Origin of the sequence: Paraburkholderia sp. PGU19, from assembly GCF_013426915.1 — a bacterium.
In the GTDB taxonomy this organism is placed as follows: domain Bacteria; phylum Pseudomonadota; class Gammaproteobacteria; order Burkholderiales; family Burkholderiaceae; genus Paraburkholderia.
On the sequence record NZ_AP023180.1, the window covers coordinates 1,995,216 to 2,021,108 of the forward strand.

A 25,893-nucleotide genomic window follows, 5' to 3' on the forward strand; every position below is an offset into this window, starting at 1 on the left:
GCCTCTTCAGTTCGCCCACGCCAGCGGGGCGTCGTTCAAGCCCCAGTAGAGGCTCTTTTGCTGCATGTACTCACGAATGCCCAGGCGGCCTTTCTCGCGGCCCATGCCGCTTTCTTTCCAGCCTGAGAACGGCGTCGAAATCGAGAACAGCTTGTACGTGTTGATCCAGACCGTGCCCGCTTCGAGCGCGCGCGCGACGCGCCATGCGCGCTTGTAGTCGCGCGTCCAGATGCCGGCGGCGAGACCGAATACGCTGTCGTTCGCTTCTTTCAGCAGCGACGCTTCGTCGTCGAATGGCATCGCGACGAGCACGGGGCCGAAGATTTCCTCCTGGCAAATGCGCGCGTTGTTCGACAGACCTTCGAGAATCGTCGGTTGATAGAAGAAGCCTTGCTCGCGGCTATTGCCTACAGGCCGCTCGCCGCCGCACAGCAAACGTCCGCCTTCTTCGAGGCCGAGCGCCACATAACGCTCAACCGACTCGCGATGCTTCGCGGAAATCAGCGGACCCATCTGCGTGTTCTCGCTCGTGGGATCACCGACGCGCAATTCGCGCGCTTTCGCGGTGAGCCGCTTCATGAACTCGGGATAGATCGAGCGCTGCACGAACAGGCGCGAGCCCGCAATACACGCCTCACCCGACGAGCTGAAGATGCCGTACAGCACGCCGTTTACCGCATGATCGAGATCGGCGTCGTCGAAGACCATCGTCGGCGATTTGCCGCCGAGTTCGAGCGACACGGGCATCAGCTTGTCGGCGGCGATGCGGGCGATGCCGCGTCCCACTTCGGTGCCGCCCGTGAACGACACTTTCTTCACGAGCGGATGGCGCACCAGCACATCGCCGATCACCGAGCCCTTGCCCGGCAGCACGCTCAGCACGCCCTTCGGCACGCCCGCTTCCTCGCAGATACGTGCAAGCGCGAGCGACACGAGCGGCGTTATTTCAGCGGGCTTCAACACGACGGCGTTCCCGGCTGCAAGCGCAGGCGCGAGCTTTTGCGCGTCGGAAGCGATGGGCGAATTCCACGGCGTAATCGCCGCGATCACGCCGATCGGCTCATGCACGCTCATCGTCAGATAGTCGCCGCGCGAGGGCGTCACTTCTTCGTCGAGCGTTTCGAGGCACGCCGCGAAGTAGCGGAACGTGTTCGCTGCGCTCGCGACCAGCACGCGCGTCTCGCCAATCGGCTTGCCGTTGTCGCGGCGTTGCAGCTGCGCGAGCGCTTCGTGCTTCGCCATGATCAGATCGGCGATGCGATACAGGATCAGCGCGCGCTGATGCGGCTTCAGACCGGACCAGTTCGGCTTGCGCCACGCGATGTCGGCGGCTTCGACGGCTTCGCGCGCATCGTCGGCATCGGCCGTCGTGATCTCGGTGTTCACCGAGCCGTCGGCGGGATAGATGCTCGCGTACAGCGCGCCGCGGCCACGCTTCCATTCGCCGCCGACGAAGATATCGGCGGAAGGCACGAGGCTCGAAATGATGTCGGTGTGGGGCATGTCGTACTTCCTTTGACTGTCAGATCAGATCACGCAGCGGGCCGCGCGATTACGCAGCGCGCGGATCGCGCTGAACGCGGTCAATGCAGAGGTCTTCGGATTGTCGGGCAGCGGCTTGCCGCTCATTTCAAGCGACATCTCGCCGAACGCGCCGCGCGCGACGATGCGATGCACGTTGCGCGTCACAGCGGGATCGGCGATGAGACGCACCATCGTCTGATCGAGGCCGAGTCCCGCGAGCGCGACAGTTGCCGCGACGTTCGCGTTCTTCGGATACAGGCGCGCCGCTTCTCGCGCGCTGCCTTCGAAAATCACGCGCGCTTCCGTCAGCGCTTGCAGATCGCAGAGTTGTTCGGCGGGCGTGCCGAGCCAGCCCGTCGGCGGCTTGCGACCGATGTACTGCACTTCGTCGAGGCCGCCGAGCTTCGCCGCCGCGAGCGCATCGATGCCGCCGATGGCACCTGACAACAGCGTCACCGTTGCATGGCCTTCATCGGCGGCGGCGTTCAGCGCTTCGAGCAGACTAAGATCCGACAGCGCGCCGATCGAAGCAACGGCGCAATCCGTGCCCGCTTTCAGCAGCGGCACGACATGGCTCACCAGCGCGCCGTGCCCGGCACATTCGAGCGCGAACTGCGGACGCGACTTCAACGCATCGACGGACCACACGACATCCACATCCGGCCCGACCTGCTCTCGCACAGCGTTGGCCTGATGCTCGGGCACGATCACATGCGACACATGCACTTGCGGATCGGTGGCAACGGCGTGGTACACGGTCTGACCGATCGCGCCGAAGCCGATCATCGCGATGTCGAGCGGCGTGTGATGATTGATGCCCGCAACGTTAGGCATGTTCAGGCTCCTGTTTGCGCACGGGCGGGCCGGCGAAGGCCGTGGCGAATGAACCGACCGACAGCATGTCCACTTCGACCAGCACCGGCCCGTTCTTCGCGATGCCTTCGCGGATAATGTCGTCAGCCTGATCCAGCGACGAAATGCGGTAGTGCGTGAGACCAAAGCTCGCGCAGAATTGCGCGAAATCGGGTTGATGCAGTTGCACGTAGCAGCGGCGGCCGCCGTAGTGCGCGTCCTGAATGTTGCGGATCACGCCGTAGCATTGATCGTTCATCAGCACGATCATCACGTTCGCGTTTTCCTGCACGGCTGTGACCAGTTCCCCGACGTTGACCATCAGGCCGCCATCGCCGACGAGGCATACAGTCTTCGCCGCCGCATCCGCGAGCGCCGCACCGATCGCCATCTGAATGCCCTGGCCGATGCCGCCGCCCAGTGCATGCACGCCCGCGCGCGGCTGGAAGATCTTCAGCATGCGGTTGCCCCACGTGCTGTTCGAGATCGTCACGTCGCGCACCCAGTTATAGTCGCGGCCCACGGCATGTTGCAGCACGTCGACGAGGCGCTTGTACGGTCCAAGTCCCTTGCCCGTCTCAGCGACAGCGACTTCGCGCGTCGCAGCGAGATCGCCTGCAAATGCAGGGTCGATCTTCATGCGGCCTTCGAGCAGCGTCGCGAGTTGATCGAGCACGGCGACTGCGTCGCCATGAACGAACAGTTCGTTGCGGTAGCCACGGTTGTCGGCGAGTGCGTCGGCGTCGACGCGGAACAGCGGCTGCGGCAGCGCGAGCTTGTACTTGAGCGTCTCGTTGCCGCGCAGACGCGAGCCGACTACGAGCAACGCATCGCAGGTCTTGTAGAATTTCTCAACCGTCGGCTGCACGTTGAATGCGCCGAGCGTCGCGGGATGATCTTCGGGCAGCACGCCACGGCCCTGCACGCTAGTGACGACGCCGAAGCCGAGCTTCACGAGGCGCTCGACCTGCGCACGCGCATGACGCGTGCCGCCGCCGAGCCACAGCAACGGGCGCTTTGCTTTCGCGAGTTCGTCGGCGAGTTGCTCGACGCGCTTCGTGTCGTGCGTCAGCGTGTTGACGTGCGGCGCGGCCATGTCGACGGGCCATTCGATTTCGGCGGCCTGAATGTCGATAGGAATCTCGACACTGACGGGGCCGCTCGGCGCGGTTTGCGCGACGCGCACGGCTTCGCGAATCGTCGCGAGTGCGGTCTCGACGGAACGCACGCGGTATGCGGCCTTCGAAATCGACGAGAGCATCGCCAGTTGATCAGGCGCTTCGTGGATGTACGCGAGGTCCTGATCCAGATACGTCGATTCGATCTGACCGGTGATATGCACGAGTGCCGTGCCTGCCGTCAGCGCCTCGACCATCGCGCCCGCTGCATTGCCCGCAGCCGTGCCCGTGCTCGTGAACGCGACGCCGAGGCCGCCCGACACGCGCGCCAGACCATCGGCCATGTTCAGCGCGCCCGCTTCGCCGCGTGCGCCGACATAGCGGATGTTGCCGCGCGTGTTGATCGCGTCGAGGATCGGCATGTTGTGGATCGAGATCACGCCGAATGCGGTTTTGACGCCGCATTGCTCGAGAAAAGCGGCGATCAGCTCGCCGACGGTGGTTTTGTTAGACATGACGTGCAACGCCTCCGGAGACATCGATATGGCTTCCCGTCGTGTACGACGACAGGGGTGTAGCGAGATAAAAGAGCGCTTGTGCGGCCTCTTCAGGACGGCCGAAGCGGCCGAGCGGAATGTGCTTGGTGCGCGCGAGTTCGCCGGTCCAGTCTTCCCAGCTTTGACCCGGCTTTGCCTGCGTCTGATAGCGGCGGCGCCATTGGCCAGACTCGACGATGCCGATCAGAATCGAGTTCACGCGAATGTCCTGCGGCGCGAGTTCGACGGCCAGCGACTTGATCAGGTTCTGCACGCCCGCGCGCGCCGACGAGGTTGCGACCATATGCGGCTCGGGCTGCAATGCGAGTAGCGAATTCACGCAGACGATCGAGCCGTTGCCTTGCTGCGCGGCTTGCGTGAGCATCGGCAGAAATTCGCGGGTCGGTCGGATGACGCTGAAATACTTGAGGTCCAGTTCTTCGCGCCATGCTTCGTCGCTCGTGTCCGCGAAGGTCGATACGCGGCCCTGGCCTGCGTTGTTCACGAGCATGTCAGCGCGGCCGAAGCATTGCTGTACATCGTTTGCGAATTTCGTGACTTCGTCAGCATCCAGTACGTTGCAGCGCGCGGCCAGCAATTGCGCTTGCGGAAACCGGGCGCGTAGCGAAGCTTCGGCGCTCGCGAGCCGGTCGGTATCGCGCCCGCAGATCGCTACCGATGCGCCGGCGCGCAAAAAGAGTTCGGCCGTTGCGAGACCGATGCCGGACGAACCGCCCGTCACGACTGCAACCTGTCCTGTGAGATCGATTTGAATCATCAGAGCCCCAATGCCTTCATGTATCTGCTTTCCGCCGACGGCCGATAGTTCAGCCGCAGCGACAGTTGCTCCGCCGCGCTGCGCACCTTGTCGATCAGGCCGCCGTCCAGCAGCGCCGCGTCGATCTGCGGACGCGGAATCGTCGTCGTGATCACAGCGGCGATACGGCCCGTGTCGTTGCGCACGGGCGCGCTGATGACGGAAATGCCGTTTTCAAAGGACGATTCGCTGATCGCGAAGCCGCGCAATGCGTCGTCCTTCACGCGCTCGTACAGTTCGTCGACGGTGGCGGGCGTGTGTTTCGTGAAGCGTTCAAGCGTCTTCTCCGGATACAGCGCGCGCAGTTCGTCGAGCGTGAGATCGCCCATCAGGACATGGCCATGCGTGGTCGCATGCGCGGGCAACCGCGTGCCGACGTTCACCTTCACCGAGCTGAACACGGGCGCGTGACTCTGCGCCTTCGCGACGAACACCACGTCGCGGCCGTCGCGGATCACGATGTGCGTGGTCAGTCCCGTCGCGTCGCGCAATCCTTCGATCAACGGCAAGCCGAGATCGGTGAGTTCAAGCGAGCTGAGATATTCGAAGCCGAGGCGCAGCACCGCGACGCCCAGGCGATAGTTGCGGTCGCGATCCGCGCGCTCCAGAAAGCCGAGCGATTCGAGCGTCTGCAGCAGACGGAAAACCGTCGTGCGCGGAATGCCGAGGCGCTTCGACAACTCGGGCGCGCCGAGCACCGGCTCGCGCGGCGAAAATTCCGTGAGAATGCGCAGGCCGCGTTCGAGTCCGGGCACGCGGTAATTCGCGTCGTTGCGGTCGTCTTCTGCTTCAGGCGCAGTGCCCGTCAATTCGGGGGTCATGCTTTACTCCAGTAACCGTCGCTCACGCGGCAGAAGGCGTCGATGAGCGCGGTGTATTCATTGCCCGCTTCGATATAGCCCGCGTGACCCGCGCGCGGGATGATCTGCAGGCGCGTGCGCGCCGCCTGCGCGATCCGCTCGCATGACGACGGCGGTGTGATCGTGTCTTCCGCGCCGACCGCGACGGCGATACGGCCGTTGATCTTCGCGACATCGCTGGCGAGGTCGGCGTTGGCGAGCAGATGCGTCGCCTGCGCGTAACCGGTCGACACGATGCGCGACATGTTCCAGCGCACCCAGTTACGCGATGCGTCGTCGGCATACGGCGACAGCATGTTGGCGCTGCGTTGGTCCGCGAGTCCTTGCGGGCCGAGTTCGGCAAGCATCGCGAGGCGGCTGTCGCGCTTCGACGCGCGCACTTCTTCGGATGCCGCGCCGTAGCCCGCTGCGGGCGAAATCAGCAGCAGCCCCGCGACACGTTCCGCATGCGACGCTGCGAACGAGCCCGCGATGATCGCGCCGAGCGAATGCCCGATCAGTACGCAACGTTCTATCTTGAGCACATTGAGCCATTGCTCGAGCGCGCTCGAGTATTCGTTCGCGGTAGGCGAAGCCGACGCAACGGGTGTCGATTCGCCGTAGCCCGGCGCGTCCCACGCGAACACGCGGCGCGTCGTGCCGAGCGATTCGAACTGTTGCACCCACGAAGCCGCGCCCGAGCCGATGCCGTGCAACAGTACGAGCGGCAACGCATCAGCGTGTGCGGCACCCGCTGCGCGATAACCGATCGCGCGTTGCGACGCAATCGCGATCCGCTGCGCCGGGAAGTGCGAGAGGCGCGTTTCCAGCGTGGCGTTTCGATCGGCAATGACGGGCAAGGCTGCGGACATGGGCTTCGCTTCTCGAATGATGTGCGTTGATTTACTTCGCGAGATCGCGCTTGATCTTCGCCAGCGGCGAATCGGGCGGATACGTCGGTGTGATCGGCTTCGACGAACCGAGCATCACGCACATCAGCGCGTCTTCTTCACCGATGTTGATTTCCGTGCGATAAACGCCGGGCGGCACCGAAATCAGATCGCGTTCGCCGAGCACGGCTTCCCACGTTTCGCCGTCGCGCTCGCAGACCACTTTCATCTTGCCGCGCAACACGAAGAAGATCTCTTCGACGTCGGTATGAATGTGGCTAGGGCCGATGTTGCCGGCGGGAATCACCATCGTCGAGAACGTGAAGTTGCCGGCGGGCACCGTGTTCATGTCTTTGGCGACACCCGTGCCGCCCGTGCCGACATAGCGCATTTGCGCCCGACGGTACTTCGGGTCGTAGTCGGCCTGGAACTTCAGCGCGTCCCAGTCGTAGCGGCGCGTTTCGAACCGCGCGACGCGCGTGTCCATCCATTGTTCGAAACTTGCGTCGGCGGGTTGATCCCACGATTTGCGTTCGAGATCGGCGTCGGCCATTGTTTTCTCCATGTGGTTTGCTGGTTCGAGCAAGGTCAATTCATCACGAAGCCGCCGTTCACGGGCAGCAACTGGCCCGTCACGAAGCGGGCGGCATCCGTCAGCAGGAAAAGCACGGGGCCCGTTACGTCGTCGGGCACCTGAGCACGCGTCAAGGCGCGGCCCTTCAGGTAATACTCGTGGCGTTCGGCGGGCACGTAGGCCGTCGCTTCGACTTCCGTGAGGCCGGGTGCAATCGCATTCACCGTGATGCCGTGCGCGCCGAATTCGCGTGCGAGCGAACGCGTCATTGCGATGACCGCGCCCTTGCTCGCAACGTATGCGAGCAGCTTCGGCGCGCCCCACATCGCCGTGTCAGAAGCGATATTGACGATCGCGCCGCGCTTCGAGTCGCGCAGATGCGGCAACGCTGCCGTACACATCAGCCACGTGCCGCGCACGTTGACGTTCATCACGGCGTCCCACGTTTGCGTGGTCAGCTCTTCTGCGAAGCGTCCGCCTGAGTTGGTGATGGCGGCGTTGTTGATCAGCGCGTCGATGCCGCCCATCTTTTGCGCGGCCTGTGCGACGAACGCATCGATGCTGTCGGGACTCGCGAGATCGAGCGGAACGAAGTGCACATTCGCGCCGAGCTTTTCCGCGAGCGCGTGGCCTTCCGCGTCGAGCACATCGCCGAACACGACACGCGCGTCGGCTTTAGCAAGCGCTTCGATGAACGCCGCGCCGAGCCCACGCGCGCCGCCTGTCACGACGACACGCCGTCCGCTCAGGCTGGAGACCGTGACATCAGGCATGAGCGTGCCCCGTCGACGCTTGCGCGCCCGCTTCCGCCTGCTTCGCGTTTAGCGCTTCGAGATCGGCGAAATGCTGTTGCGCACGTTGACGCAGCATGCGGCGCACGCGCGTCATGCCGACATCGTGCTGATAGAGGAATTCGTGAGCACGCGCGTTCGGTGCGAGGCTTTCGAGCACATAGCGGTCTTGTTCGAGCACCGCCCAGTGCAGCCCTTCAAGACGATTGCGATACAGGAAGCGCCATGCGTCGCGCTGCCAGCCGCTCACCTTGCGCGTACGCCAGAAGTAGACCTGGCAGTTGTCGTTATCGACGGGCACCGCAAAGCCGACGATGCCGAAGCTGCCGCCAGGGCCGAACTTCTTCTTATAGGGAATCGCGAGTCGCATCCACAGGCAACCCGTTTCGCCGAGTTCGACCCAGTCGAAATTCACATCGCGCTGGCCGACCTTCTCGAACATGAGGCCAGTCTCGGTTTTACGCACGCGCATGTCGGCCTGCTTGTCGCCTTCTGCCATCGAATGCGACGTCGCGTGCAGATACGCGCCATGCATCGGGTCCATCACGTTGTCGATCGCGTACTGATAGTTGCACTTCCAGTTCGATACGCACAAGAACTGCGAGTACTCCGCGCCGACCAGTTCTTCGGGCAGTGCGAGCGGCGTCGGCTCCTTGTGCGCGTCGTCGCCGAACCACAGGAAGATCGCGCCCGCATGTTCCTCAACGGGATACGACTTCACGCACTTCTGTCCTTCGAGCGGACAGGCCGACACGGCAGGCACGGCCTGCACGGTGCCCGAGCCGTCGACTTCGATGCCGTGATACCAGCATGCGACGCGATTGCCGAGATTCCAGCCGAGCGACAGGCGCGCGCCGCGATGCGGGCAACGGTCTTCGAGCGCGTGGACTTTGCCGTCCTGATCGCGCCACAGCACGATCTGCTCGCTGAGTCGCGTGAGGCCGATGGGCGCATTGCCTACCTGCCAGCTCGGCGCGACGGGATACCAGTAGTTCTTGATGCCGCGATCGAGGTACGCCTGAATCGGATCGGCTGCGGGGCTCGTTGTATTGAGGGACGTCATGGGGAAACTCCGTGTTCGCTTGATCGAGTGTTCGCGTGGCGCTTATTCCGCGAGCAGCCGCAGTTCCGCGGCGAGACGCTCTTCGCTCCACTGCGCGCCTTCCGGCGTGCGGAATCCGACGCCGTTCAGGCCCGCCACCACTTCATGCAACTCGACGGCACCTGCTTCGAACACCTGTTCCAGCGCGTTGCCGAAGTCGTTCTCGTATTGCGTCGGCTCCGCCTTACGCGTCTGCCAGATCATGTTCTCGGTTTCGCCCGGCTTTTCGATCACGCCCTTGCCGGCGACGTTGTTCGGCTGCGGCGCGAGCCACGGCTTCAGGAAAGGATTGAAGTTCACGACGGCTTCTTTCATGTCATTCCACCTTGATCTGGATTTCTTCACCCGCGAGGCGCACCGCGTACACCTTCAGGTCGCGGCCGCCCGGCTCTTTCAGACACTTGCCCGTCGGGATGTGAAAAACGGCTTCGTGCAGCGGACATTCGACCGTGTCGCCGTCGACGAAGCCTTGTGTCAGCAGCGCATACGCATGCGGGCAGACGTTCTCGAGCGCGTAGACCTCATCGCCCACCTTGTAGATGCCGATTTCCTTGCCGTCGCCGAGCTTGAACTCGACGGGCGCGTCTTCGGATAACGCGCCGGCGTGTCCGGCGCAAAGCCACTGTTCACTCATTTCTCACCTTCTCCGACCAACCGGTTCCGATCGTTTGATGTTCCACCTAAGGAACAACAGTTTATGTATGGTCATTATAGAAACATGTTTGGGCGAACAAAATAAAAATTCTGCGCTTCCAGGGAAAACACCAACAGCAGCTTTTTTGCAACGTAAGAAGCGCGTAAACCGGGCCAAATCAATGGGTTGCTGCGCATAAAGAGCGCGCGCGTACGGCATCCGAAGTGATCGGATGAATGAGGGTTTTCACTGTCGCAAAAACTTTTTTGATCGCGCTATTGACTCTCTATACTTTCCATAGGCGATACACATTCCCATAGGTGGAACAAAGTACGGATAGCCGATGTGGCAGGCGACCAGAAGGCCATCCAGAGAGATGACAGGCAAAGGAAGAGAAACCGGCGCGTCCGGCTCTCGACTACACGATCAGGAGTACCAAGGGTGAAACGCATCATCGCTGCCGGCGCGGCAGGACTTGTGGTGACATCGACGGCATGGGCGCAAAGCAGCGTCACGCTGTACGGCAGCCTCGATGCCGGCATTGCTTACGTGAGCAACGTCGGCGGGCATACGAAGTGGATGGAGGAACAGGGCAACATGCAGCCGGACCGCTGGGGCCTGCGCGGCGTCGAAGACCTGGGCGGCGGTCTGCACACGATCTTCCAGCTGGAAAACGGCTTCTATACGAACACCGGCAACTTCGCGAAAGCGGGCACGCTGTTCAACCGGCAGGCGTACGTGGGCATCAGTTCCGACCAGTTCGGGCAGATCACGCTCGGCCATCAGACGCCGTTCAACTTCGACATGCTCGGTCCGCTCAGCACCGGGTACCTCGCGGCGAGCTGGTTTGCGTTCCACCCCGGCAACATCGACGAACTGGCCGACACGGGCGTCGTACCGTTCGACAACTCCGTGAAGTTCAAGTCGATCAGCTACGCGGGCTTTACGGTCGGCGCGATGATGGGCCTCGGCAACACGACGAACTTCTCGACGGGCAAGACGCTGAGTTTCGGCGTGAACTATGCGAACGGCCCGTTCAAGGCGGCGGCTGTCTACTCGAACGAGCACAACCGCACGCCTTCGATCATCACGACGGGCATCAACACATTCCAGGGCGTGCCGGCGGCAACCTACTCCGCCGACAAGGTCGAAAACATGGGCGCGGGCCTGTCGTACCAGCTCGGCAAGCTGCTCGTGCATGCGTTGTACACGCGCGTGAAGTTGCAGTCGAACGGATTCTCGGACACGTATCAGAGCTGGGACGCGGGTGCGAACTATCAGTTCACGCCGGCCAACACGCTCGCGGGCGGCGCCGCGACGACGACGCTGTCCGGCCGCCGCTGGACGCAGTTCGAAATCGGCGATATCTATGCGCTGTCCAAGCGCACGCAGGTCTATGTGAACGTGCTCTACGAGCATGCGAACGAGAATGCGAACGCTGCGTTCTTCACGGCGGGCGTGTCGGGCGGCCGCAATCAGGCGATTGTACTGACGGGCATTCACCACTCGTTCTGAGCGACGGTTTGAGGCCTTTTTTAAGGCCCGAAATGAAACAGGCGGCCCATCAAGGCCGCCTGTTTTCGTTCTTCTGCCGCGCTATTGCGACGCGAAAGCGATGGCGCTTCTAGCGACGCGTTTGCGCGAGCGTCGGATCGTCGGGGGACGGACGATAGTTCAGACGCGCCGACAGATCAAGCGCCGCGCCGCACACCTTCGCGACGAGCGGCGCGCGTTCATCGTCACCGATATCGGAACGCGGCACTGTCGTCGTCATCGCCGCGACGATCTTGCCCGTCTGGTCGCGCACGGGCGCGCTGACCACGGATATCCCGCGCTCGAACGATGCCTCGCTGATCGCATAGCCCTGCGCGGCCGTTTCGCGGATTCGTTCGTACAATTCGTCGACGGTGGCGGGCGTGCGGTCGGTGAAGCGTTCGAGCTGCTGCTCGGGGTAAAGCTGGCGCAACTGCATCAGCGAGAGATCGCCCATCAGCACCTGGCCGTGGACGGTCGCGTGCGCGGGGAGCCGCGTGCCGACATGCACCTTCACTGAGCTGAACATCGGATCATGCGTCTGCGCCTTCGCGACGAACACGACATCGCGCTCGTCGCGTATCAGCAGATGCGTGCTCAAGCCCGTCTGATCGCGCAGCCGTTCGAGGATCGGCGTGCCGAAGTCGGTCAGTTCGAGCGAACTCAGATACTCGAAGCCGAGGCGCAGCACCGCGACGCCAAGACGAAAATGCCGGTCGCCATTCGCGCGTTCGAGAAAACCGAGTGCTTCGAGCGTTTGCAGCAAACGGAATGTGGTCGTGCGCGGGATGCCGATGCGCTTGGACAGCTCGGGCGCGCCGAGCACGGGTTCGCGCGCCGAGAACTCGGCAAGAATGCGCAAGCCGCGTTCGAGGCCGGGGACGAGATACGTCGAGCCGCCGCCCGTTTCCTCTTCGGCGGATTCCGCGATATCCGTGCTGCGCGCGGTGTCCTCGTCGGCCGATCCGTGCGCCGCCTGCGGTCCCGCAGTCCGGTGTCCCACTCCTGTCGTGTTTTCTCTTGCCATGTCCGGCTGTGTCGTTGAACCGTGGAAGATAGAGATGATAGCGCGAAGGGGTGGGTGGGGCGGCGAGAGTCAATACCGGTCGATATCCCGGTTCAACATCTTCAGCCGGGTGCAGCCGTCCGGCGTGAAGTGCGTGCCGAATCGCACGAGCCCTTGCGTGTGCAGATGGCACGACATCGTGAAACTCAGCAGCATGCCTGCCTCGGTCTCGTCGATCGTGATATCGATGCGAGCCAGGCGCGGTTCATATTCGAGCAGCGTCATCTCGATCTCGCGGCGGAGTTTGTGCGCCGACGCCGGCAAATGCCGGTAAATCTCCGATAGATCCGCGAGGCCATAATCCGGCAGATGCACGAGTCCGTCGCGGCGACTGTTCAGAATGCGATGTATGTTGTCCTGCACCGACAGAAACGTCTGTGTCTGGGCGTCGAACTCGTCGACGGCCGCGCCGTTCGCAAAGTGCCCGGTCACCATTTCGAAAAGTCCGGGGCCGCCTCCCGTCACGCGGCGGCCTCATCGTGAAGCCTCGCTTCTTCGAAATCCACGATCACGCCTTCCGTCTCGCTCACCGACAACCGTATCGTGGCCGGCAACTTGCCTTTCGCCGAGCGCACCAGCAACTCACGCGACAGCACGGGCAGGATCTGTTGATCGAGCAAGCTGTCGATATTCCGTGCGCCCGAATCCGGCGTCTGACAGGCAAGGACAATTTCATCGATTAGCGTGTCGTCGCAGATCAGCGCGACTTCGAAACGCTTTGCGATCCGGTGCGCGACCTTATCGAGCTTCATGCGCACGATAGTCCCAAGCGCCGCAGCCGCAAGCGGCCGATAGATCACCGATTGAAACCGCGCGAGCAGGGCCGGTTGGAAGTGCTCGACGAGCACGGGACGAACACGCTCCATCAGCAGCGCGTCACTGACAGGCACATGGTCGGGAGCGTTCTGCGCAACGTCGCTCGCGGCTTCATTTGCGGTGTCGAATGCGGTCACGATTTGCTCGCTGGCCAGATTCGACGTCATCAGAATCACCGTGTTGCGGAAGTCGATGATGCGCCCCTCGCCGTCGCGCATGAAGCCACGGTCGAACACCTGATAGAACAGGTTCAACACATCCCGATGCGCCTTCTCGACCTCATCCAGCAAGATCACGCTATACGGCCGCTGACGCACCGCTTCTGTCAGCACCCCGCCCTGGCCGTAGCCGACATAGCCAGGCGGCGAGCCTTTGAGTTGCGATACGGTGTGCGCTTCCTGGTGCTCGGAAAGATTGATCGTGATGAGCGCACGTTCGCCGCCGAACATCAGATCGGCCAGCGCGCGCGCCGTCTCCGTCTTGCCGACGCCCGACGGCCCCACCAGCAGGAATACGCCAAGCGGCGCCTCTTCGGACTTGAGTCCTGCTTTCGCCGTGCGCAGGCTCTTGCCAAGCGCGGCGAGCGCGTCGTCCTGACCGACGACGACGCGCGCGAGCCGCGTTTCGAGTTCCACGAGCGTCGCGAGTTCGTCTTCAAGCAGACTGCCGGCGGGCACGCCTGTCCAGTCGGCGATCACGGACGCGATCGCGGCTTCGTCGACTTCCGCGTGAACAAGCGGCTCGGCGCCGCGCTGCGTCAGCGCCGCATGGGCCTCTCGGATGGACTGCTGCAGCGTGCCGCGCACTGTTTCGTCAGCTGTTGCCCGCCATTGCTCGCGCAATCCGACGACCCGCGCCGCCGCTTCCTTTTGCGCGGCAAAAGCGGATTCCAGTTCGTGCAACCCGGCGCGTAGTTCATCAAGCCGAGCGTCGATGGCATTCACGCGGTCGCGAACGTCCGCGGATGCCGCCGCCTGATCCTCGATCAATGCATGGCGCTCGACTTCGAGCGACGCTTTCTCTGCTTCGCGCGTGGAAATGGCCAAAGGCGTCGCCTCGCAGCTCATGCGCACGCGGGCGGCGGCCGTATCAAGAAGATCGACGGCCTTGTCCGGCAACTGGCGCCCCGTCAGATATCGACGCGACAGCTTCACGGCGGACGCCACGGCCGCGTCGGTGATATGCACGCGATGATGTTGCGCGTAACGCGCTTTCAACCCACGCAACATCAGGCACGCATTGTCGTCGTCGGGCTCATCGACCTTGACCATCTGAAAACGCCGCTCCAGTGCCGCATCGCGCTCGAAATACTGCTTGTACTCCGACCATGTGGTCGCAGCAATCGTGCGCAACTCGCCGCGCGCGAGTGCCGGCTTGAGCAGGTTCGCAGCGTCGGCGCCGCCTGCGGAATTGCCCGCTCCGATCAGCGTGTGGGCTTCGTCGATGAACAGCAGAACGGGCACAGGCGATTGCTGCACGGCCTCGATGACGTTTTTCAGGCGCTGCTCGAATTCGCCCTTCACACCCGCGCCCGCCTGCAGCAGACCCAGGTCGAGCGTCAGCACGCTGACGTCGCGAATTGCCAGAGGGACATCGCCTTGCGCGATTTTCAACGACAGACCTTCCACCAGCGCCGTCTTGCCGACACCGGGGTCACCCACCAGAATCGGATTGTTCTTGCGCCGCCGCGCAAGAATGTCGACCATCTGGCGAATCTCCACGTCGCGGCCGAACACCGGGTCGATACGCCCTTCGCGCGCCTTCTGCGTGATATCGATGGTGAAGCGCGAAAGCGCGTCGTTCGAGTGCTGGCGACCCGATGCGTGAGCGCTTCCGTCTCTGGGCACCGTGTCCGGCGTCACTTCGGCGTGTGATTGCGCAGCCGCGTTCGCGTCGGCGCGCGGCGCTTCGATAGAAATCCGGTCGAGTTCCGGCATCACCCGCTCGATCTGCGCAGGCGATACCGACAGCAATGCCCACGCATCCGGCGCGCGAAGCAACGACGGCGTATCGGCTAATGCAGCCAGTAGATGCGCCGAGCGAATGACGGTACTGCCCGTTCCAGACGAGTCCAGCGAAGCGCGCATCCACGCCGCTTCGAGCAACTGTCCGAGGCGGTTCGACAACCCAGGCTTGCCGCGCAGCTCATGCGGCAGCCGGTCGATCGCACTCAGCAAGCCGTTCCAGATTGCGTCGGCGTCCAGTTCATAGCGCCGCATGAGCGCCACGAGGTCACCGTCTCCGAGTTCAAGCAGCTTGATGAGCCAATGCTCGACCTCGATGTCGCGATGGGCGCGGGTTTCGCACAGGCTCGCCGCGTCGGCGAGGGCTTGTGCGCAATGCTCGTTCAGGCGGCGCAGGAACAGGGAGAAATCTCTGGCGATCATGGCGGAAGAAAGACGGGGCACAAGCCGGTCCGCGCAAGCGGACCGGAGACGATGACGATCCCTCAAGGCGTGTTGCCAGACAGGACCGTCACGCTTGAACGCTTACGAACGCTCGTTCCACGTATCGCCGTGGATGATGTTGCCATCCTTGTACGACCACGTGATCTTTTCGTAGCGCAGTTCGATTTCTTCGAGATGGTTGTGCTTCTCGAATTCGGGGATCTTGATGTCGAGCATCTTCGGACGCACGGCCACGACCTTCACATTGTCGAGCTTGGTGTTGAAGTATTCCTTTTCCTTGCCGGCGTCGTCGATCTTGTACCACTTGATTTCGACCGACCTCAGCGTCTGGCCGCTCGTCACGGCCTTGTACAGATACGGCGTCGACGCGTCGGTTTCCTTCGTGAACGTGATCGGCGCGTGCACGCGTGTGCCCGTCAGCTTGCCGGTATTGCCGTCGGTCGGAATGTGGATGCCGTGATCGAACCGAACCACTTCCACGCTGCCTTCGCGATCGTGAACGGTGACCGAGCCCTTGATGTCGGCGCCGCCATCATCCTTGAGCCACATATATGCGGGAATTGCCATTTCTTCTTCTCCTTATGAGCAGGCCGGATGGCCATGTGTAAAACCGTCGCCGCGATCGACACGGCAGTCGGGTACTAGCGTGATCTCGACGCGCCTGTTCGCCGCTCGTCCTGCCTCACCGTCATTCGGCGCTTTGGGACGCGTGTCGCCGTAACCCTGTATCGCGAAGCGCGTGACCGACAGGCCGGACGCATCCGCTAGCCAGTCGCGGACGGCGGCGGCCCGGGCCTCGGACAACGCCAGGTTGCTGCCCGTGCTACCAACGGAATCCGTATGGCCGGCAATCAACACCCGCTTGTCCGGGTGCGCCTTGATCATTTCGAGCGCGCCGATCAACGCGCGGTTTGAACCGGACTTGAGCTTCGAACTGCCGCTGTCGAAGAGCGACATGCTGTCGAGTTCGATCGTCGACGGCGCGGGGGCGGGCGGCTGATAACCGGCAATCAGTCGATTGACGACGGGCAGCAACGGCGCGCCGCGATACAACCCGAGACCGAGCCGCGGCGGCACGCCTGCGCTCGCGTATTGCTCCAACTGGTCGCGATCGCGCTTGAGCGCCGTGAGCGCGTCCACGCGCGCGGCATCCTGTGCCGGCGGGATGGCCTCGTAGCGCGCCATATGAGCTAGCACGCCGGAAACGAGCGCGCGGTTCTGCCACGCGGAAGCCACCGCTGCCGCGCAAAACCATACGGAAAGCCACGCGAACGCATGAGCGAGCGCGATGGGCAAAGCCCGACGAACCGGCTGTGGCGCAATGCCACGAATCAGTGGTATCGGCAATGGATAACGCTGCGTGATGCCTGCGGCGGCGGGCAGATCGAGCGCCGTTGTTGCGGCGACGAACTGTCCATACAGCGAATCGGGAAGCATCGGGCCAGCCACGACCGTCACGCCAAAAGCGTTCAGCGTCAACGCCTGCATGCCACGCTGCGTATCCAGCAACGGTGGCAAAACGGCTTCAAAAGCACAACGTGCGAATGCGTCCAGTTGTGTCGCAATGAACGCTCGCGGCTGGCGGTCCTCCGGCATCGCCCTTTCGGCGAAGGCGCCAAGCGACGCCGAAAGCTGCTTCGCCGTCGCGGGCAAGTCCAACGGAGCCGGAGCGGAAACGCCGAACCAGGGGCAATCGAGCGGCCTGTCCCGGGTTTCTGTCGCGTACAACGCGATGCATACCGGCAACCTGTATCCCACCGCGCGACTCGCTTCGTTGATCGCGACTCGCCAGCGCTTGAGCGTCGCCTGCAAGGCGACGGCGCTCGCCGGGTCGTCGGACGTCATCAGCCACGCGACGGCGTCGGGACCCTGGCCGCCACGCCAACGCTTCAGTGCATCCGCGAGGTGCATCAGCTTCGACGGATCATCATGACGCACCCATATCGCTGTATCCGTGACGATGACGGCGTTTTTGTCGAAGACACGCGAGAGCACGCTGCCCGGTTCGCCAACCGTCAGCACGAGTGGCGTATTGCGTTTGATGTCTGCGGGCAACGATGCGAGCGCTGCATCGATGGAACGCAGTACGTGCTGCGTCGATGCGCGCCGTGCCCGCATGCGGCGGGTTGCGGTCGCGATGCAAACCAATGCCGCCAGCAATACGAGCGCGGCGCACGACCCGTTCCAGTCGCGCGTCAACGGTGAGAACAACGCCAGCCACGTCAACGCGAGCAGCGCAATCCAGACGAAGGTGGACCGCCAGGGATATCCGCCGACGGGCGACCGCTTCCAGTGGCGCGTGCTGTCGCATCTCGCACCGAACTACCTGTCGCTGCTGAATGCTGAAATCCTGCGCGGCAGTCTCGCGCTCTACGACTGGACGGACGGCGAGTTGAACCGTCGGCGCATCGACGCCATCACCGATGTCCAGCATCGGCTCGTGCAGAAACTGATGCGCGGCGGTGTGCAACGCGGTGTCGAGATTGTCGTGACGATCGACAGCGGCCGTTTTGCGGGCGACGGCGATCTCGAACTGTTCGGCGGCATGTTGAACCGGTTCCTCGGGCTGTACGCGTCGCTCAATCTTTATACGAAGCTCGTGATCGTCTCGCAACCCACAGGCCGTCGTATCGAATGGCCCGACACCAAGAGTGAAGGAGCACCGTTTTGAACGGCCTGAATTCCATGCGTTCGCGATCCGTCCATCACGAGGCAAACGACGCCACCAAGGCCGACCATCCGTTGCTGCCCGCGCTGCTCGATCACGCGATGCAGATGAATTTCTTCCGCTTCTGCCAGCTCATCGAACTGGCCGCGCCGGATCGCGCGCCCATCGGCACAACGGATTCGCCAACCGACGAACCGGTCCGCTTTCGTTCGCGCGCACGTCTGGGGTTTCCGCGTCGTGAGATCGATGCGATCGAAAGCGATCCCGACGATCCGCTGAAACCGCCGGCTATCGTGACGACCTTTCTTGGTCTCTATGGCGTGGATGCGCGCATGCCATCGTACTTCGCCGACGAAGTCGCACAGAGCCGCGAAGGCGCGGAACCGCTCGCCGCGTTTCTCGATCTCTTCCATCACCGCATCGTCACGCAGTACTACCGCGTATGGCGCAAGTATCGCTATCCGGCGGGTTTCAAAAACGACGGCACCGACGAGGTTTCGCGCTATCTGCTCAGCTATGCCGGACTCGGCATCGGCACACCTGACGTGGCGCGCGAAGTCGGCACCAGAAAGCTGCTGTCGATGCTCGGTCTCGCAGGTCAAAAGACGCGCACGGCCGAAGGGCTTGCGGGCGTTCTCCGGCACGCCGTGCCCGATACGGATGTCGACGTCGACGAATTTCATCCCGTCTGGATCAACGCGGACGGCGATCAAGGTGCGGCGCTCGGCGAATCCTGCCTGCTCGGCCGCGGCTTCTACGACAGGAGCAACAGCGTGCGCATCGTGCTCACGCCGAACACGCGCGAAGCCGTGCTTGCGCTGCTGCCCGGTCACACCGCGCATCGCGAGGTGATGACGCTGCTGCGCTTTTACCTTGGCTACGAAGCACAAGCGAACCTGGAAATGCAGGTCGCGCCCGACCTGATGCCGCCACAGAAGCTTAACGCGGAAGAAGTGCGGCTCGGCTTCACGACAAGGCTGGCCGGCGCAGGCATGTCAAGCCGCAATAGCGCGCGAACGCGCGTGCAACTGGGCGTATGGACGGGCAGCAGCGGCGATCGCACGCCGATGCATTGATCGACAGAACACCTCAAACGAAGTCGAAAACATGAACAGGAAAATAAACGCGCCGGGCATGAGCGCATTGCTGTTGACTGCGCTGACACTGGCAGGATGCGGACTCACTCAGGCAGTGTCCGATAACACGGTGGATGCCGCGAAATGGGTTTTCACGACTCAGGTCAAGACCATGAGCGTCGATCTCGTCAGCCGCGCTTCACTGAACGAGAACGCCGCCGGGCAATCGCTTTCGACGGTCGTACGGCTGTACCAGTTGAAGGATGCGCAGAACTTCCAGCAACTTGAGTACGCGCAATTGCAGACCAACGATCTCGACGCGCTGAAGGCCGATCTGCTGGCAACCCGAGACGTCGTGCTGCGCCCCAACGCCAGCGCGAACATCAACGAGCCGATGAAAGAAGATGCCCAATACGTAGGGGTCGTCGCATTCTTTCGCAATCCCGACCGCGACTCGACGTGGAAACTGCTGGTCCCGAAGAAGCAGTGGAAAAAAACCGATCCCGTGAAGATCGTCGTGCGCGGCAACGTGATGGAACTCGTCGATGCAAAGCCGGAGCCGGTGAAGCACGACGCGCCACAGCAGAGCGCGCCTAATGCCGCCAGCGCACCGGCTGCTGCAACGCCGAAAGCGAAAGCCGCTGCGTCGATCACAACGGGTTCAATCACGGTGCTTCAGCCTCTCGAAGGCTAACCGCCCTTTGGCCGTCGACGCACGCGCGCATCGACGGTCGATTTGCCTTCAATGCGGCATTGCTTATCGGCGAGGCCGCTTCTCACGCTGCCGTTGCGCAGCACCTCTTTCGTCTCACTGCCGCTCAAGCGGCGGTGCGCCATCCCCAAGCCTGATCTGAACGATCCCCTGTCGGCAATCGACGGGCGCTGCGAAAGCACTCAGCACCTCTCCCTCCGTACAAACCCCCGTCTGAGCGAAAAAATATTTTCACAAGATAAATTTCATGTAAATTCACTTTCATTCCAGTCAGACCGACAGATCCGCTCCGACACTCATGTCCCGCCAACGTCAGAACCCACCCACCGCCGCCGAGCCCGCCATCGCCGCCCGCATCACGGCCGCGATGCCGATCCTCACGCCTGTCCACCGGCGCATGGGCGAGTTCGTGCTGGCCAACCAGTTCCGCGCCGCGACCATGCGGATCGACGAACTGGCAACGGCCGTCGGCGCGTCCATCGCGACGGCGAACCGCTTTGCGCGCGCGCTCGGCTTCGACGGCTATCCGGCGTTTCGCGAGGCGCTGGTGCGCGGCTTCGAAGCGACGCTCGCGCCCGTCGAGCGCCTCCGCACCGCGCAGGAATCGCAGACCAACGGCGACGAACTGTTCAGCGCGTCACTCGAACAGGCCTCGACCAATCTCGGCACGACGCGCAGCACGATCGACGGCACAGCCGCCGAAGCCGCCGTCGACGCGATCATCGCCGCACGACGCGTGTTCATCCTCGGCTCCGGCGCGAGCGCGTTTCTTGCGAGCCTGATGGAGCACAACCTTTTGCCGTATCACGACAACGTGCAGTCGCTCGCCTTGATTGGCGGACCGACGCACGCGGCGCGCCGCCTGTTCAACGCGTGCAAGGGCGATCTGGTGATCGCCATCGCGTTTCCTCGCTATGTCGACGACACGCTCGAGCTCGCGCGCCGCGCCGCCAGCCTCGGCGCAGACGTGCTCGCGTTGACGGACGGCCCGACGTCGCCGCTCGCCACGCTCGCCACACGCTCGCTCTTCATCCGCGCCGAACGGCGTCTCGCCGCGACATCGGAAGCGACCGTGCTCGCCGTGATCGAAGCGCTGTGCGACGCCGTCGCGTTCCGCGCGAAGCGCTCCGCGCAGGCTGCCGCCAACATGACCGAGTTCGTGTTGCCGTGGCTCACCGACACATCCACGCTGTCAGCCCATTCGAAGACCGCCACGCGGCCCACTCCTAAACAGGCAAAGAACAAGCAATGACCACCAAGGCAGTAATCGCGATTCATGGCGGCGCGGGCACGATCGTGCGCGCGTCGATGGCCTCCGATGCGGAAGCCCGCTATCACGCCGAATTGCGCGCCGTGCTCGTCGCCGCGCAACGCGTGCTCGCCGACGGCGGCAGCGCGCTCGACGCCGTCACGCAAGCCGTGCGGCTGCTCGAAGAGTGTCCGCTATTCAACGCGGGGCACGGTTCGGTTTTTACATCGGCGGGCACGCACGAACTCGATGCGTCGATCATGGACGGCCGCACGCTGGAAGCAGGCGCGGTGTCGTGCGTGAAGCGAGTTCGCAACCCCATCGTCGCGGCGCGCCACGTGCTCGAGTACAGCGAGCACGTGATGTTCACGGCCGAAGGCGCCGAAGCGTTCGCACAGGCGCAAGGTCTGGAGTTCGTCGATCCGTCGTACTTCCACACGGATGCACGCTATCGCCAGTGGCAACTCGCGCGCGAGCAGCAGCGCGCGATGCTCGACCATGACGGCGCAACACTTGCCGCGCAAGAAGCATCGTCCGCAAACAACGAAGCGCTGCCTCACGAACCCATCGACCCGAACAAAAAGTTCGGCACGGTCGGCGCAGTCGCCGTGGATCTGTACGGCCACGTCGCGGCCGCGACCTCGACGGGCGGCATCACGAACAAGCAGTTGGGCCGTGTCGGCGATGCGCCGTTGATCGGTGCGGGCTGCTATGCCGACGACGCAACCTGCGCCGTCTCGACCACGGGCTCCGGCGAAATGTTCATGCGCATGGTCGCCGCCTACGACGTCGCCGCGCAAATGGCCTATCGCGGCGCCTCGCTCGAAGAGGCTGCGAACGACGTCGTGATGAACCGCTTGCCGCGCATCGACGGACGCGGCGGCCTGATCGCCGTCGACGCGCACGGCAACGTCGTGCTGCCCTTCAACACCGAGGGCATGTATCGCGGTTATGCGCGCGTCGGCGAAGCGCCCGTCACGGCGATCTATCGCTAGTCCGCCGCCACGCTTTCGCAAATCCCCTGTTTCAGATGCCGGGAGACATCATCGTGCCGAACACGCCGAACACGCACCACCCGCGACGCCCGCTCGACAGCCTGCCGCCGCAACGCGTCGTCGATATCGACCGCCTCACGGTCGCATTCCGTCGCGGCGAGTCCACGTTCAACGCGGTGCGCGACCTGTCGCTCACCGTCGATCGCGGTGAGACGCTCGCCATCGTCGGCGAATCGGGCTCGGGCAAATCGGTGACGTCGCTCGCGTTGATGCGCCTCGTCGAACACGGCGGCGGAAGCATTGCGAACGGCAGCATCGCGTTTCGCCGGCGCAACGGCAACGTGCTCGATCTTGCGCGGGCATCGCAATCCACCATGCGTTCCGTTCGCGGCGCGGATATCGCGATGATCTTCCAGGAGCCGATGACGTCGCTCAACCCCGTCTTCACGGTCGGCGATCAGATCAGCGAAGCGATCGCGCTGCATCAGAACATGAGCCGCAGTCAGGCACATGCTGAAACGCTGCGTCTGCTCGATCTCGTCCGCATTCCCGAAGCACGCCGCGTCTCTGCGCGCTATCCGCACCAGTTGTCGGGCGGCATGCGGCAACGGGTGATGATCGCGATGGCGCTGTCGTGCAAGCCGTCTCTGCTGATCGCCGACGAGCCGACCACCGCGCTCGACGTGACGATACAGGCGCAGATCCTGCAACTGATACGGGGCCTGCAAGACGAGATGAACATGGGCGTGATCTTCATCACGCACGACATGGGCGTCGTCGCGGAAGTGGCGGATCGCGTGCTGGTGATGTATCGCGGTGACAAGGTCGAAGAAGGCGAGTCGTCGCAGCTGTTCGCGGCGCCCACGCATCCTTATACGAAAGCGCTGCTCGCGGCCGTGCCGAAGCTCGGTTCGATGCAAGGCACGGACGCGCCCGCGAAGTTTTCGTTGCTCACGCTCGACGGCGCACATGCGCAGCAGCCGCCTGCCGAAAGCGAAAGCGAGTCGGCATCGCAAGCATCAGAGCAGGCTCAGCCGATTCTCCGCGTACGCGATCTCGTCACGCGTTTCCCTGTGCGCAGCGGCCTGTTCGGCAAGCTCACGGGCCGCGTGCATGCCGTCGAGCGCGTCAGCTTCGATCTGCACGCCGGCGAAACGCTCGCGCTGGTCGGTGAATCCGGTTGCGGCAAATCGACGACGGGGCGCTCGCTGTTGAGGCTCGTGGAAAGCCAGAGCGGCAGCATCGAGTTCGACGGCAAGGACATCAGTTCGCTCACCGGCCCTTCGCTGCAGGCTTTGCGCCGCGATATCCAGTTCATTTTCCAGGACCCGTTCGCGTCGCTCAATCCGCGTCTGACGGTCGGCTTCTCGATCATGGAGCCGCTGCTCGTGCACAACGTCGCGAGCGGTAAGGAAGCGCAGGAGCGCGTCGCGTGGCTGCTCGACAAGGTCGGCCTGCCCGCCGACGCCGCGCGCCGCTATCCGCATGAATTCTCGGGCGGCCAGCGTCAGCGCATCGCGATTGCGCGTGCGCTCGCGCTCAATCCGAAGGTCGTGATCGCGGACGAATCGGTGTCGGCGCTCGACGTCTCCGTGCAGGCGCAGATCGTCAATCTGATGCTGGACCTGCAGCGCGAGTTGGGTGTGGCGTATCTGTTCATCTCGCACGACATGGCCGTCGTCGAGCGTATCAGTCATCGCGTCGCGGTGATGTATCTCGGCCAGATCGTCGAGATCGGACCGCGTCGCGCGGTGTTCGAATCGCCGCAGCACCCGTACACGAAGAAGCTGATGGGCGCCGTGCCCGTCGCCGATCCGGCGCGCCGCCACGCGAAGCGCATGCTCGCCGCCGACGAATTACCCAGCCCGATTCGCGCGCTCGACAATGAGCCCGTCGTCGCGCCGCTCGTCGCTGTAGGCCCGGATCATTTCGTGGCCGCGCATCGAATTGGCGGCGCTTACTAGCAACTCGGCACATCACGCATTACCGGCAACAACCCCTTAGCCGCGCAGACCAGCGGCATAACTACAGGCAGTTCCCTCGCTCAGTGGAGTTCTGAAACGATGACTACGCTTCTCTTCTCTCAACCGTTGCGCCTGCGTTCGCTCGTGACGAGCGGCGCGCTGGTCTTTGCGATGCTCGCGTCGGGCGCCGCGCACGCGGCAACGACGGCCGTGATGGCCGTCGATTCGACGTTCACGACGCTCGACCCGTACGACGCCAACGACACCCTTTCTCAAGCCGTGTCGAAGTCGTTCTATCAAGGTCTGTTCGGCTTCGACAAGGACATGAAGCTGGTCAACGTGCTCGCGACGAGCTACGAGGCGAGCCCCGATGCACGCGTCTACACGTTCAAGCTGCGCCAGGGCGTGAAGTTCCAGGACGGTACCGACTTCAACGCCGCAGCCGTCAAAGCGACGTTCGACCGCGTGACGGACCCGGCGAACAAGCTGAAGCGCTACAACATGTTCAGCCGCATCGAGAAGACGGAAGTGGTCGATCCGTACACGGTGAAGGTCACGCTGAAGGCGCCGTTCTCGGCGTTCATCAACGTGCTCGCGCATCCGTCGGCCGTGATGATCTCGCCCGCCGCGATGAAGAAGTACGGCAAGGATCTCGCATTTCACCCGGTCGGTACGGGCCCGTTCGAACTCGTGAAGTGGGACCCGGCGGGCGATCTGACCGTGAAGAAGTTCGACGGTTACTGGAAGAAGGGTTATCCGAAGATCGATGAAATCGACTGGAAGCCCGTGGTCGACAACAACACGCGCGCCGCGCTCGTGCGCACGGGCGAAGCGGACTTCGCGTTCCGCATTCCGTTCGAGCAGGCCGCCGCGCTGCAATCGGAACCGAAAGTCGACATCATCGCCACGCCGTCGATCATCAACCGCTACGTCAGCCTGAACACGACGAAGAAGCCGTTCGACAACCCGAAGGTGCGCGAAGCGCTGAACTACGCGATCAACAAGGAAGCGCTTGCGAAGGTCGCGTTCTCGGGTTACGCCGTGCCCGCCGATGGCGTGATCCCCGAAGGCGTCGATTACGCGACGAAGCTCGGCCCCTGGCCATACGACCCCGCGAAAGCACGCGCGCTGCTGAAGGAAGCGGGTTATCCGAACGGCTTCGAGACGACGCTCTGGTCGGCGTACAACAACTCGACTTCGCAGAAAGCGATTCAGTTCGTGCAGCAGCAACTGGCGCAAGTGGGCGTGAAGGCAAGCGTCGAAGCACTCGAAGCCGGCCAGCGCGTCGCGAAGGTCGAAAGCGCGCAAGACCCGGCGACGGCGCCCGTGCGCATGTACTACATCGGCTGGTCGTCGTCGACGGGTGAAGCGGACTGGGGCATCACGCCGCTGCTCGCGTCGTCGTCGATCCCGCCGAAGCTTGTGAACACCGCGTACTACAAGAACGATACCGTCGACAGCGATCTCACCAAGGCGCTCGAAACCACAGACCGCACGCAGAAGGCCGCGCTGTATGGCGACGCGCAAAAGCGCATCTGGGCCGACGCGCCGTGGCTCTTCCTCGTCAAGGAGAAGGTCGTGTACGCGCGCAGCAAGCGGCTTGCGGGCGCGTACGTCGCGCCGGACGGCTCGTTCAATTTCGATGAAATCGCGCTGAAGTAATCGCTCGCACAGCGCTGGCCTCGATGTTCTTGCGTTAAGGCCAGCGCGCTCGCTTCATGTCGCCCAC

23 protein-coding genes and 1 pseudogene are annotated in these 25,893 nt (G+C 63.4%); 8 read left to right on the forward strand and 16 right to left on the reverse strand.

Features of this window, described 5'->3' with window-relative positions:
• Nucleotides 1–6 precede the first annotated feature (6 nt).
• From H1204_RS26550 to H1204_RS26600, 11 genes are read right to left on the reverse strand one after another with little or no spacing between them, the layout of a single operon-like run.
• Entirely contained in the window at nucleotides 7–1,503 is a 1,497-nt protein-coding gene (locus tag H1204_RS26550; RefSeq protein WP_180731481.1) for an aldehyde dehydrogenase, read from the reverse strand.
• A 24-nt stretch (nucleotides 1,504–1,527) separates the two neighbouring features.
• The gene (locus tag H1204_RS26555) at nucleotides 1,528–2,358 is read right to left on the reverse strand and encodes an aspartate dehydrogenase (protein WP_180731482.1); all 831 of its coding nucleotides are present in this window, start codon (nucleotides 2,356–2,358) and stop codon (nucleotides 1,528–1,530) included.
• Nucleotides 2,351–4,009, reverse strand: coding sequence for a thiamine pyrophosphate-binding protein (locus tag H1204_RS26560; protein ID WP_180731483.1), 1,659 nt, complete (start codon nucleotides 4,007–4,009; stop codon nucleotides 2,351–2,353). The genes H1204_RS26555 and H1204_RS26560 overlap by 8 nt, the downstream gene beginning before the upstream one ends.
• Nucleotides 4,002–4,808, reverse strand: coding sequence for an SDR family oxidoreductase (locus H1204_RS26565; protein WP_180731484.1), 807 nt, complete (start codon nucleotides 4,806–4,808; stop codon nucleotides 4,002–4,004). Before H1204_RS26565 ends, H1204_RS26560 begins: the two co-directional genes overlap by 8 nt.
• Nucleotides 4,808–5,668: an IclR family transcriptional regulator gene (locus H1204_RS26570; RefSeq protein ID WP_180731485.1), complete on the reverse strand. Its 861-nt coding sequence runs from the start codon at nucleotides 5,666–5,668 to the stop codon at nucleotides 4,808–4,810. The genes H1204_RS26565 and H1204_RS26570 overlap by 1 nt, the downstream gene beginning before the upstream one ends.
• On the reverse strand, nucleotides 5,665–6,558 hold the full coding sequence (locus tag H1204_RS26575; RefSeq protein ID WP_180731486.1) for an alpha/beta fold hydrolase: 894 nt from the start codon (nucleotides 6,556–6,558) through the stop codon (nucleotides 5,665–5,667). The genes H1204_RS26570 and H1204_RS26575 overlap by 4 nt, the downstream gene beginning before the upstream one ends.
• Nucleotides 6,559–6,589: 31 nt before the next feature.
• Nucleotides 6,590–7,129 carry a cupin domain-containing protein gene (locus H1204_RS26580; RefSeq protein ID WP_180731487.1) on the reverse strand — a complete coding sequence of 180 codons (540 nt, stop codon included), beginning with the start codon at nucleotides 7,127–7,129 and terminating at the stop codon, nucleotides 6,590–6,592.
• A 35-nt stretch (nucleotides 7,130–7,164) separates the two neighbouring features.
• The gene (locus H1204_RS26585) at nucleotides 7,165–7,923 is read right to left on the reverse strand and encodes an SDR family oxidoreductase (protein ID WP_180731488.1); all 759 of its coding nucleotides are present in this window, start codon (nucleotides 7,921–7,923) and stop codon (nucleotides 7,165–7,167) included.
• Entirely contained in the window at nucleotides 7,916–9,004 is a 1,089-nt protein-coding gene (locus tag H1204_RS26590; protein WP_091781013.1) for an aromatic ring-hydroxylating dioxygenase subunit alpha, read from the reverse strand. Before H1204_RS26590 ends, H1204_RS26585 begins: the two co-directional genes overlap by 8 nt.
• Nucleotides 9,005–9,046: 42 nt before the next feature.
• Nucleotides 9,047–9,358 carry a recombinase-like helix-turn-helix domain-containing protein gene (locus tag H1204_RS26595; RefSeq protein WP_042304475.1) on the reverse strand — a complete coding sequence of 104 codons (312 nt, stop codon included), beginning with the start codon at nucleotides 9,356–9,358 and terminating at the stop codon, nucleotides 9,047–9,049.
• A 1-nt stretch (nucleotide 9,359) separates the two neighbouring features.
• The gene (locus tag H1204_RS26600; protein ID WP_007587796.1) at nucleotides 9,360–9,677 is read right to left on the reverse strand and encodes a non-heme iron oxygenase ferredoxin subunit; all 318 of its coding nucleotides are present in this window, start codon (nucleotides 9,675–9,677) and stop codon (nucleotides 9,360–9,362) included.
• A gap of 441 nt (nucleotides 9,678–10,118) precedes the next feature.
• On the opposite strand from H1204_RS26600, the gene H1204_RS26605 reads away from it, so the two are divergent.
• Nucleotides 10,119–11,192 (forward strand): porin, encoded by a 1,074-nt coding sequence (locus H1204_RS26605; RefSeq protein WP_180731489.1) that lies wholly within the window; start codon nucleotides 10,119–10,121, stop codon nucleotides 11,190–11,192.
• 109 nt (nucleotides 11,193–11,301) lie between these two features.
• On the opposite strand, the gene H1204_RS26610 is transcribed toward H1204_RS26605, so the two are convergent.
• From H1204_RS26610 to H1204_RS26630, 5 genes are all read right to left on the reverse strand, one after another.
• Nucleotides 11,302–12,237: an IclR family transcriptional regulator gene (locus H1204_RS26610; RefSeq protein WP_180731490.1), complete on the reverse strand. Its 936-nt coding sequence runs from the start codon at nucleotides 12,235–12,237 to the stop codon at nucleotides 11,302–11,304.
• A gap of 69 nt (nucleotides 12,238–12,306) precedes the next feature.
• Complete coding sequence (gene tssE / locus H1204_RS26615; RefSeq protein WP_180731491.1) at nucleotides 12,307–12,711, reverse strand: type VI secretion system baseplate subunit TssE; 405 nt, start codon at nucleotides 12,709–12,711, stop codon at nucleotides 12,307–12,309.
• A 26-nt stretch (nucleotides 12,712–12,737) separates the two neighbouring features.
• Nucleotides 12,738–15,479, reverse strand: a complete 2,742-nt coding sequence (tssH, locus tag H1204_RS26620; protein WP_180733319.1) for a type VI secretion system ATPase TssH — start codon at nucleotides 15,477–15,479, stop codon at nucleotides 12,738–12,740.
• Nucleotides 15,480–15,581: 102 nt separating this feature from the next.
• Entirely contained in the window at nucleotides 15,582–16,067 is a 486-nt protein-coding gene (locus H1204_RS26625; RefSeq protein ID WP_180731492.1) for an Hcp family type VI secretion system effector, read from the reverse strand.
• Nucleotides 16,068–16,079: 12 nt separating this feature from the next.
• Nucleotides 16,080–17,618 carry an OmpA family protein gene (locus H1204_RS26630; protein WP_243468677.1) on the reverse strand — a complete coding sequence of 513 codons (1,539 nt, stop codon included), beginning with the start codon at nucleotides 17,616–17,618 and terminating at the stop codon, nucleotides 16,080–16,082.
• Nucleotides 17,619–17,766: 148 nt separating this feature from the next.
• Between H1204_RS26630 and H1204_RS26635 the strand changes: the two are divergent.
• The 7 genes and pseudogenes from H1204_RS26635 to gsiB form a co-directional block, all read left to right on the forward strand.
• A pseudogene (locus H1204_RS26635) lies at nucleotides 17,767–18,171 on the forward strand (type VI secretion system baseplate subunit TssF); the annotation flags it as partial.
• A gap of 14 nt (nucleotides 18,172–18,185) precedes the next feature.
• Nucleotides 18,186–19,244, forward strand: a complete 1,059-nt coding sequence (gene tssG, locus H1204_RS26640) for a type VI secretion system baseplate subunit TssG (RefSeq protein WP_180731493.1) — start codon at nucleotides 18,186–18,188, stop codon at nucleotides 19,242–19,244.
• 31 nt (nucleotides 19,245–19,275) lie between these two features.
• A complete protein-coding gene (tssJ, locus tag H1204_RS26645) occupies nucleotides 19,276–19,938 on the forward strand; it encodes a type VI secretion system lipoprotein TssJ (protein ID WP_180731494.1) in 663 nt (220 codons plus the stop codon).
• Nucleotides 19,939–20,254: 316 nt separating this feature from the next.
• Entirely contained in the window at nucleotides 20,255–21,208 is a 954-nt protein-coding gene (locus H1204_RS26650) for a MurR/RpiR family transcriptional regulator (RefSeq protein WP_180731495.1), read from the forward strand.
• Nucleotides 21,205–22,200: an isoaspartyl peptidase/L-asparaginase gene (locus H1204_RS26655; RefSeq protein WP_180731496.1), complete on the forward strand. Its 996-nt coding sequence runs from the start codon at nucleotides 21,205–21,207 to the stop codon at nucleotides 22,198–22,200. Before H1204_RS26650 ends, H1204_RS26655 begins: the two co-directional genes overlap by 4 nt.
• A gap of 35 nt (nucleotides 22,201–22,235) precedes the next feature.
• A complete protein-coding gene (locus tag H1204_RS26660; protein ID WP_180731497.1) occupies nucleotides 22,236–24,164 on the forward strand; it encodes a dipeptide ABC transporter ATP-binding protein in 1,929 nt (642 codons plus the stop codon).
• A gap of 99 nt (nucleotides 24,165–24,263) precedes the next feature.
• Nucleotides 24,264–25,826 carry a glutathione ABC transporter substrate-binding protein GsiB gene (gene gsiB / locus H1204_RS26665; protein ID WP_042304463.1) on the forward strand — a complete coding sequence of 521 codons (1,563 nt, stop codon included), beginning with the start codon at nucleotides 24,264–24,266 and terminating at the stop codon, nucleotides 25,824–25,826.
• Nucleotides 25,827–25,893: the final 67 nt, after the last annotated feature.

Bases quoted from the DNA above. Each gene is read 5' to 3' on its own strand.
- H1204_RS26550 (WP_180731481.1), bottom strand. From the start codon at position 1,503: ATGCCCCACACCGACATCATTTCGAGCCTCGTGCCTTCCGCCGATATC.
- H1204_RS26555 (WP_180731482.1), bottom strand. From the start codon at position 2,358: ATGCCTAACGTTGCGGGCATCAATCATCACACGCCGCTCGACATCGCG.
- H1204_RS26560 (WP_180731483.1), bottom strand. From the start codon at position 4,009: ATGTCTAACAAAACCACCGTCGGCGAGCTGATCGCCGCTTTTCTCGAG.
- H1204_RS26565 (WP_180731484.1), bottom strand. From the start codon at position 4,808: ATGATTCAAATCGATCTCACAGGACAGGTTGCAGTCGTGACGGGCGGT.
- H1204_RS26570 (WP_180731485.1), bottom strand. From the start codon at position 5,668: ATGACCCCCGAATTGACGGGCACTGCGCCTGAAGCAGAAGACGACCGC.
- H1204_RS26575 (WP_180731486.1), bottom strand. From the start codon at position 6,558: ATGTCCGCAGCCTTGCCCGTCATTGCCGATCGAAACGCCACGCTGGAA.
- H1204_RS26580 (WP_180731487.1), bottom strand. From the start codon at position 7,129: ATGGCCGACGCCGATCTCGAACGCAAATCGTGGGATCAACCCGCCGAC.
- H1204_RS26585 (WP_180731488.1), bottom strand. From the start codon at position 7,923: ATGCCTGATGTCACGGTCTCCAGCCTGAGCGGACGGCGTGTCGTCGTG.
- H1204_RS26590 (WP_091781013.1), bottom strand. From the start codon at position 9,004: ATGACGTCCCTCAATACAACGAGCCCCGCAGCCGATCCGATTCAGGCG.
- H1204_RS26595 (WP_042304475.1), bottom strand. From the start codon at position 9,358: ATGAAAGAAGCCGTCGTGAACTTCAATCCTTTCCTGAAGCCGTGGCTC.
- H1204_RS26600 (WP_007587796.1), bottom strand. From the start codon at position 9,677: ATGAGTGAACAGTGGCTTTGCGCCGGACACGCCGGCGCGTTATCCGAA.
- H1204_RS26610 (WP_180731490.1), bottom strand. From the start codon at position 12,237: ATGGCAAGAGAAAACACGACAGGAGTGGGACACCGGACTGCGGGACCG.
- tssE (WP_180731491.1), bottom strand. From the start codon at position 12,711: ATGGTGACCGGGCACTTTGCGAACGGCGCGGCCGTCGACGAGTTCGAC.
- tssH (WP_180733319.1), bottom strand. From the start codon at position 15,479: ATGATCGCCAGAGATTTCTCCCTGTTCCTGCGCCGCCTGAACGAGCAT.
- H1204_RS26625 (WP_180731492.1), bottom strand. From the start codon at position 16,067: ATGGCAATTCCCGCATATATGTGGCTCAAGGATGATGGCGGCGCCGAC.
- H1204_RS26630 (WP_243468677.1), bottom strand. From the start codon at position 17,618: ATGCGGGCACGGCGCGCATCGACGCAGCACGTACTGCGTTCCATCGAT.
- tssG (WP_180731493.1), top strand. From the start codon at position 18,186: ATGCGTTCGCGATCCGTCCATCACGAGGCAAACGACGCCACCAAGGCC.
- tssJ (WP_180731494.1), top strand. From the start codon at position 19,276: ATGAACAGGAAAATAAACGCGCCGGGCATGAGCGCATTGCTGTTGACT.
- H1204_RS26650 (WP_180731495.1), top strand. From the start codon at position 20,255: ATGTCCCGCCAACGTCAGAACCCACCCACCGCCGCCGAGCCCGCCATC.
- H1204_RS26655 (WP_180731496.1), top strand. From the start codon at position 21,205: ATGACCACCAAGGCAGTAATCGCGATTCATGGCGGCGCGGGCACGATC.
- H1204_RS26660 (WP_180731497.1), top strand. From the start codon at position 22,236: ATGCCGGGAGACATCATCGTGCCGAACACGCCGAACACGCACCACCCG.
- gsiB (WP_042304463.1), top strand. From the start codon at position 24,264: ATGACTACGCTTCTCTTCTCTCAACCGTTGCGCCTGCGTTCGCTCGTG.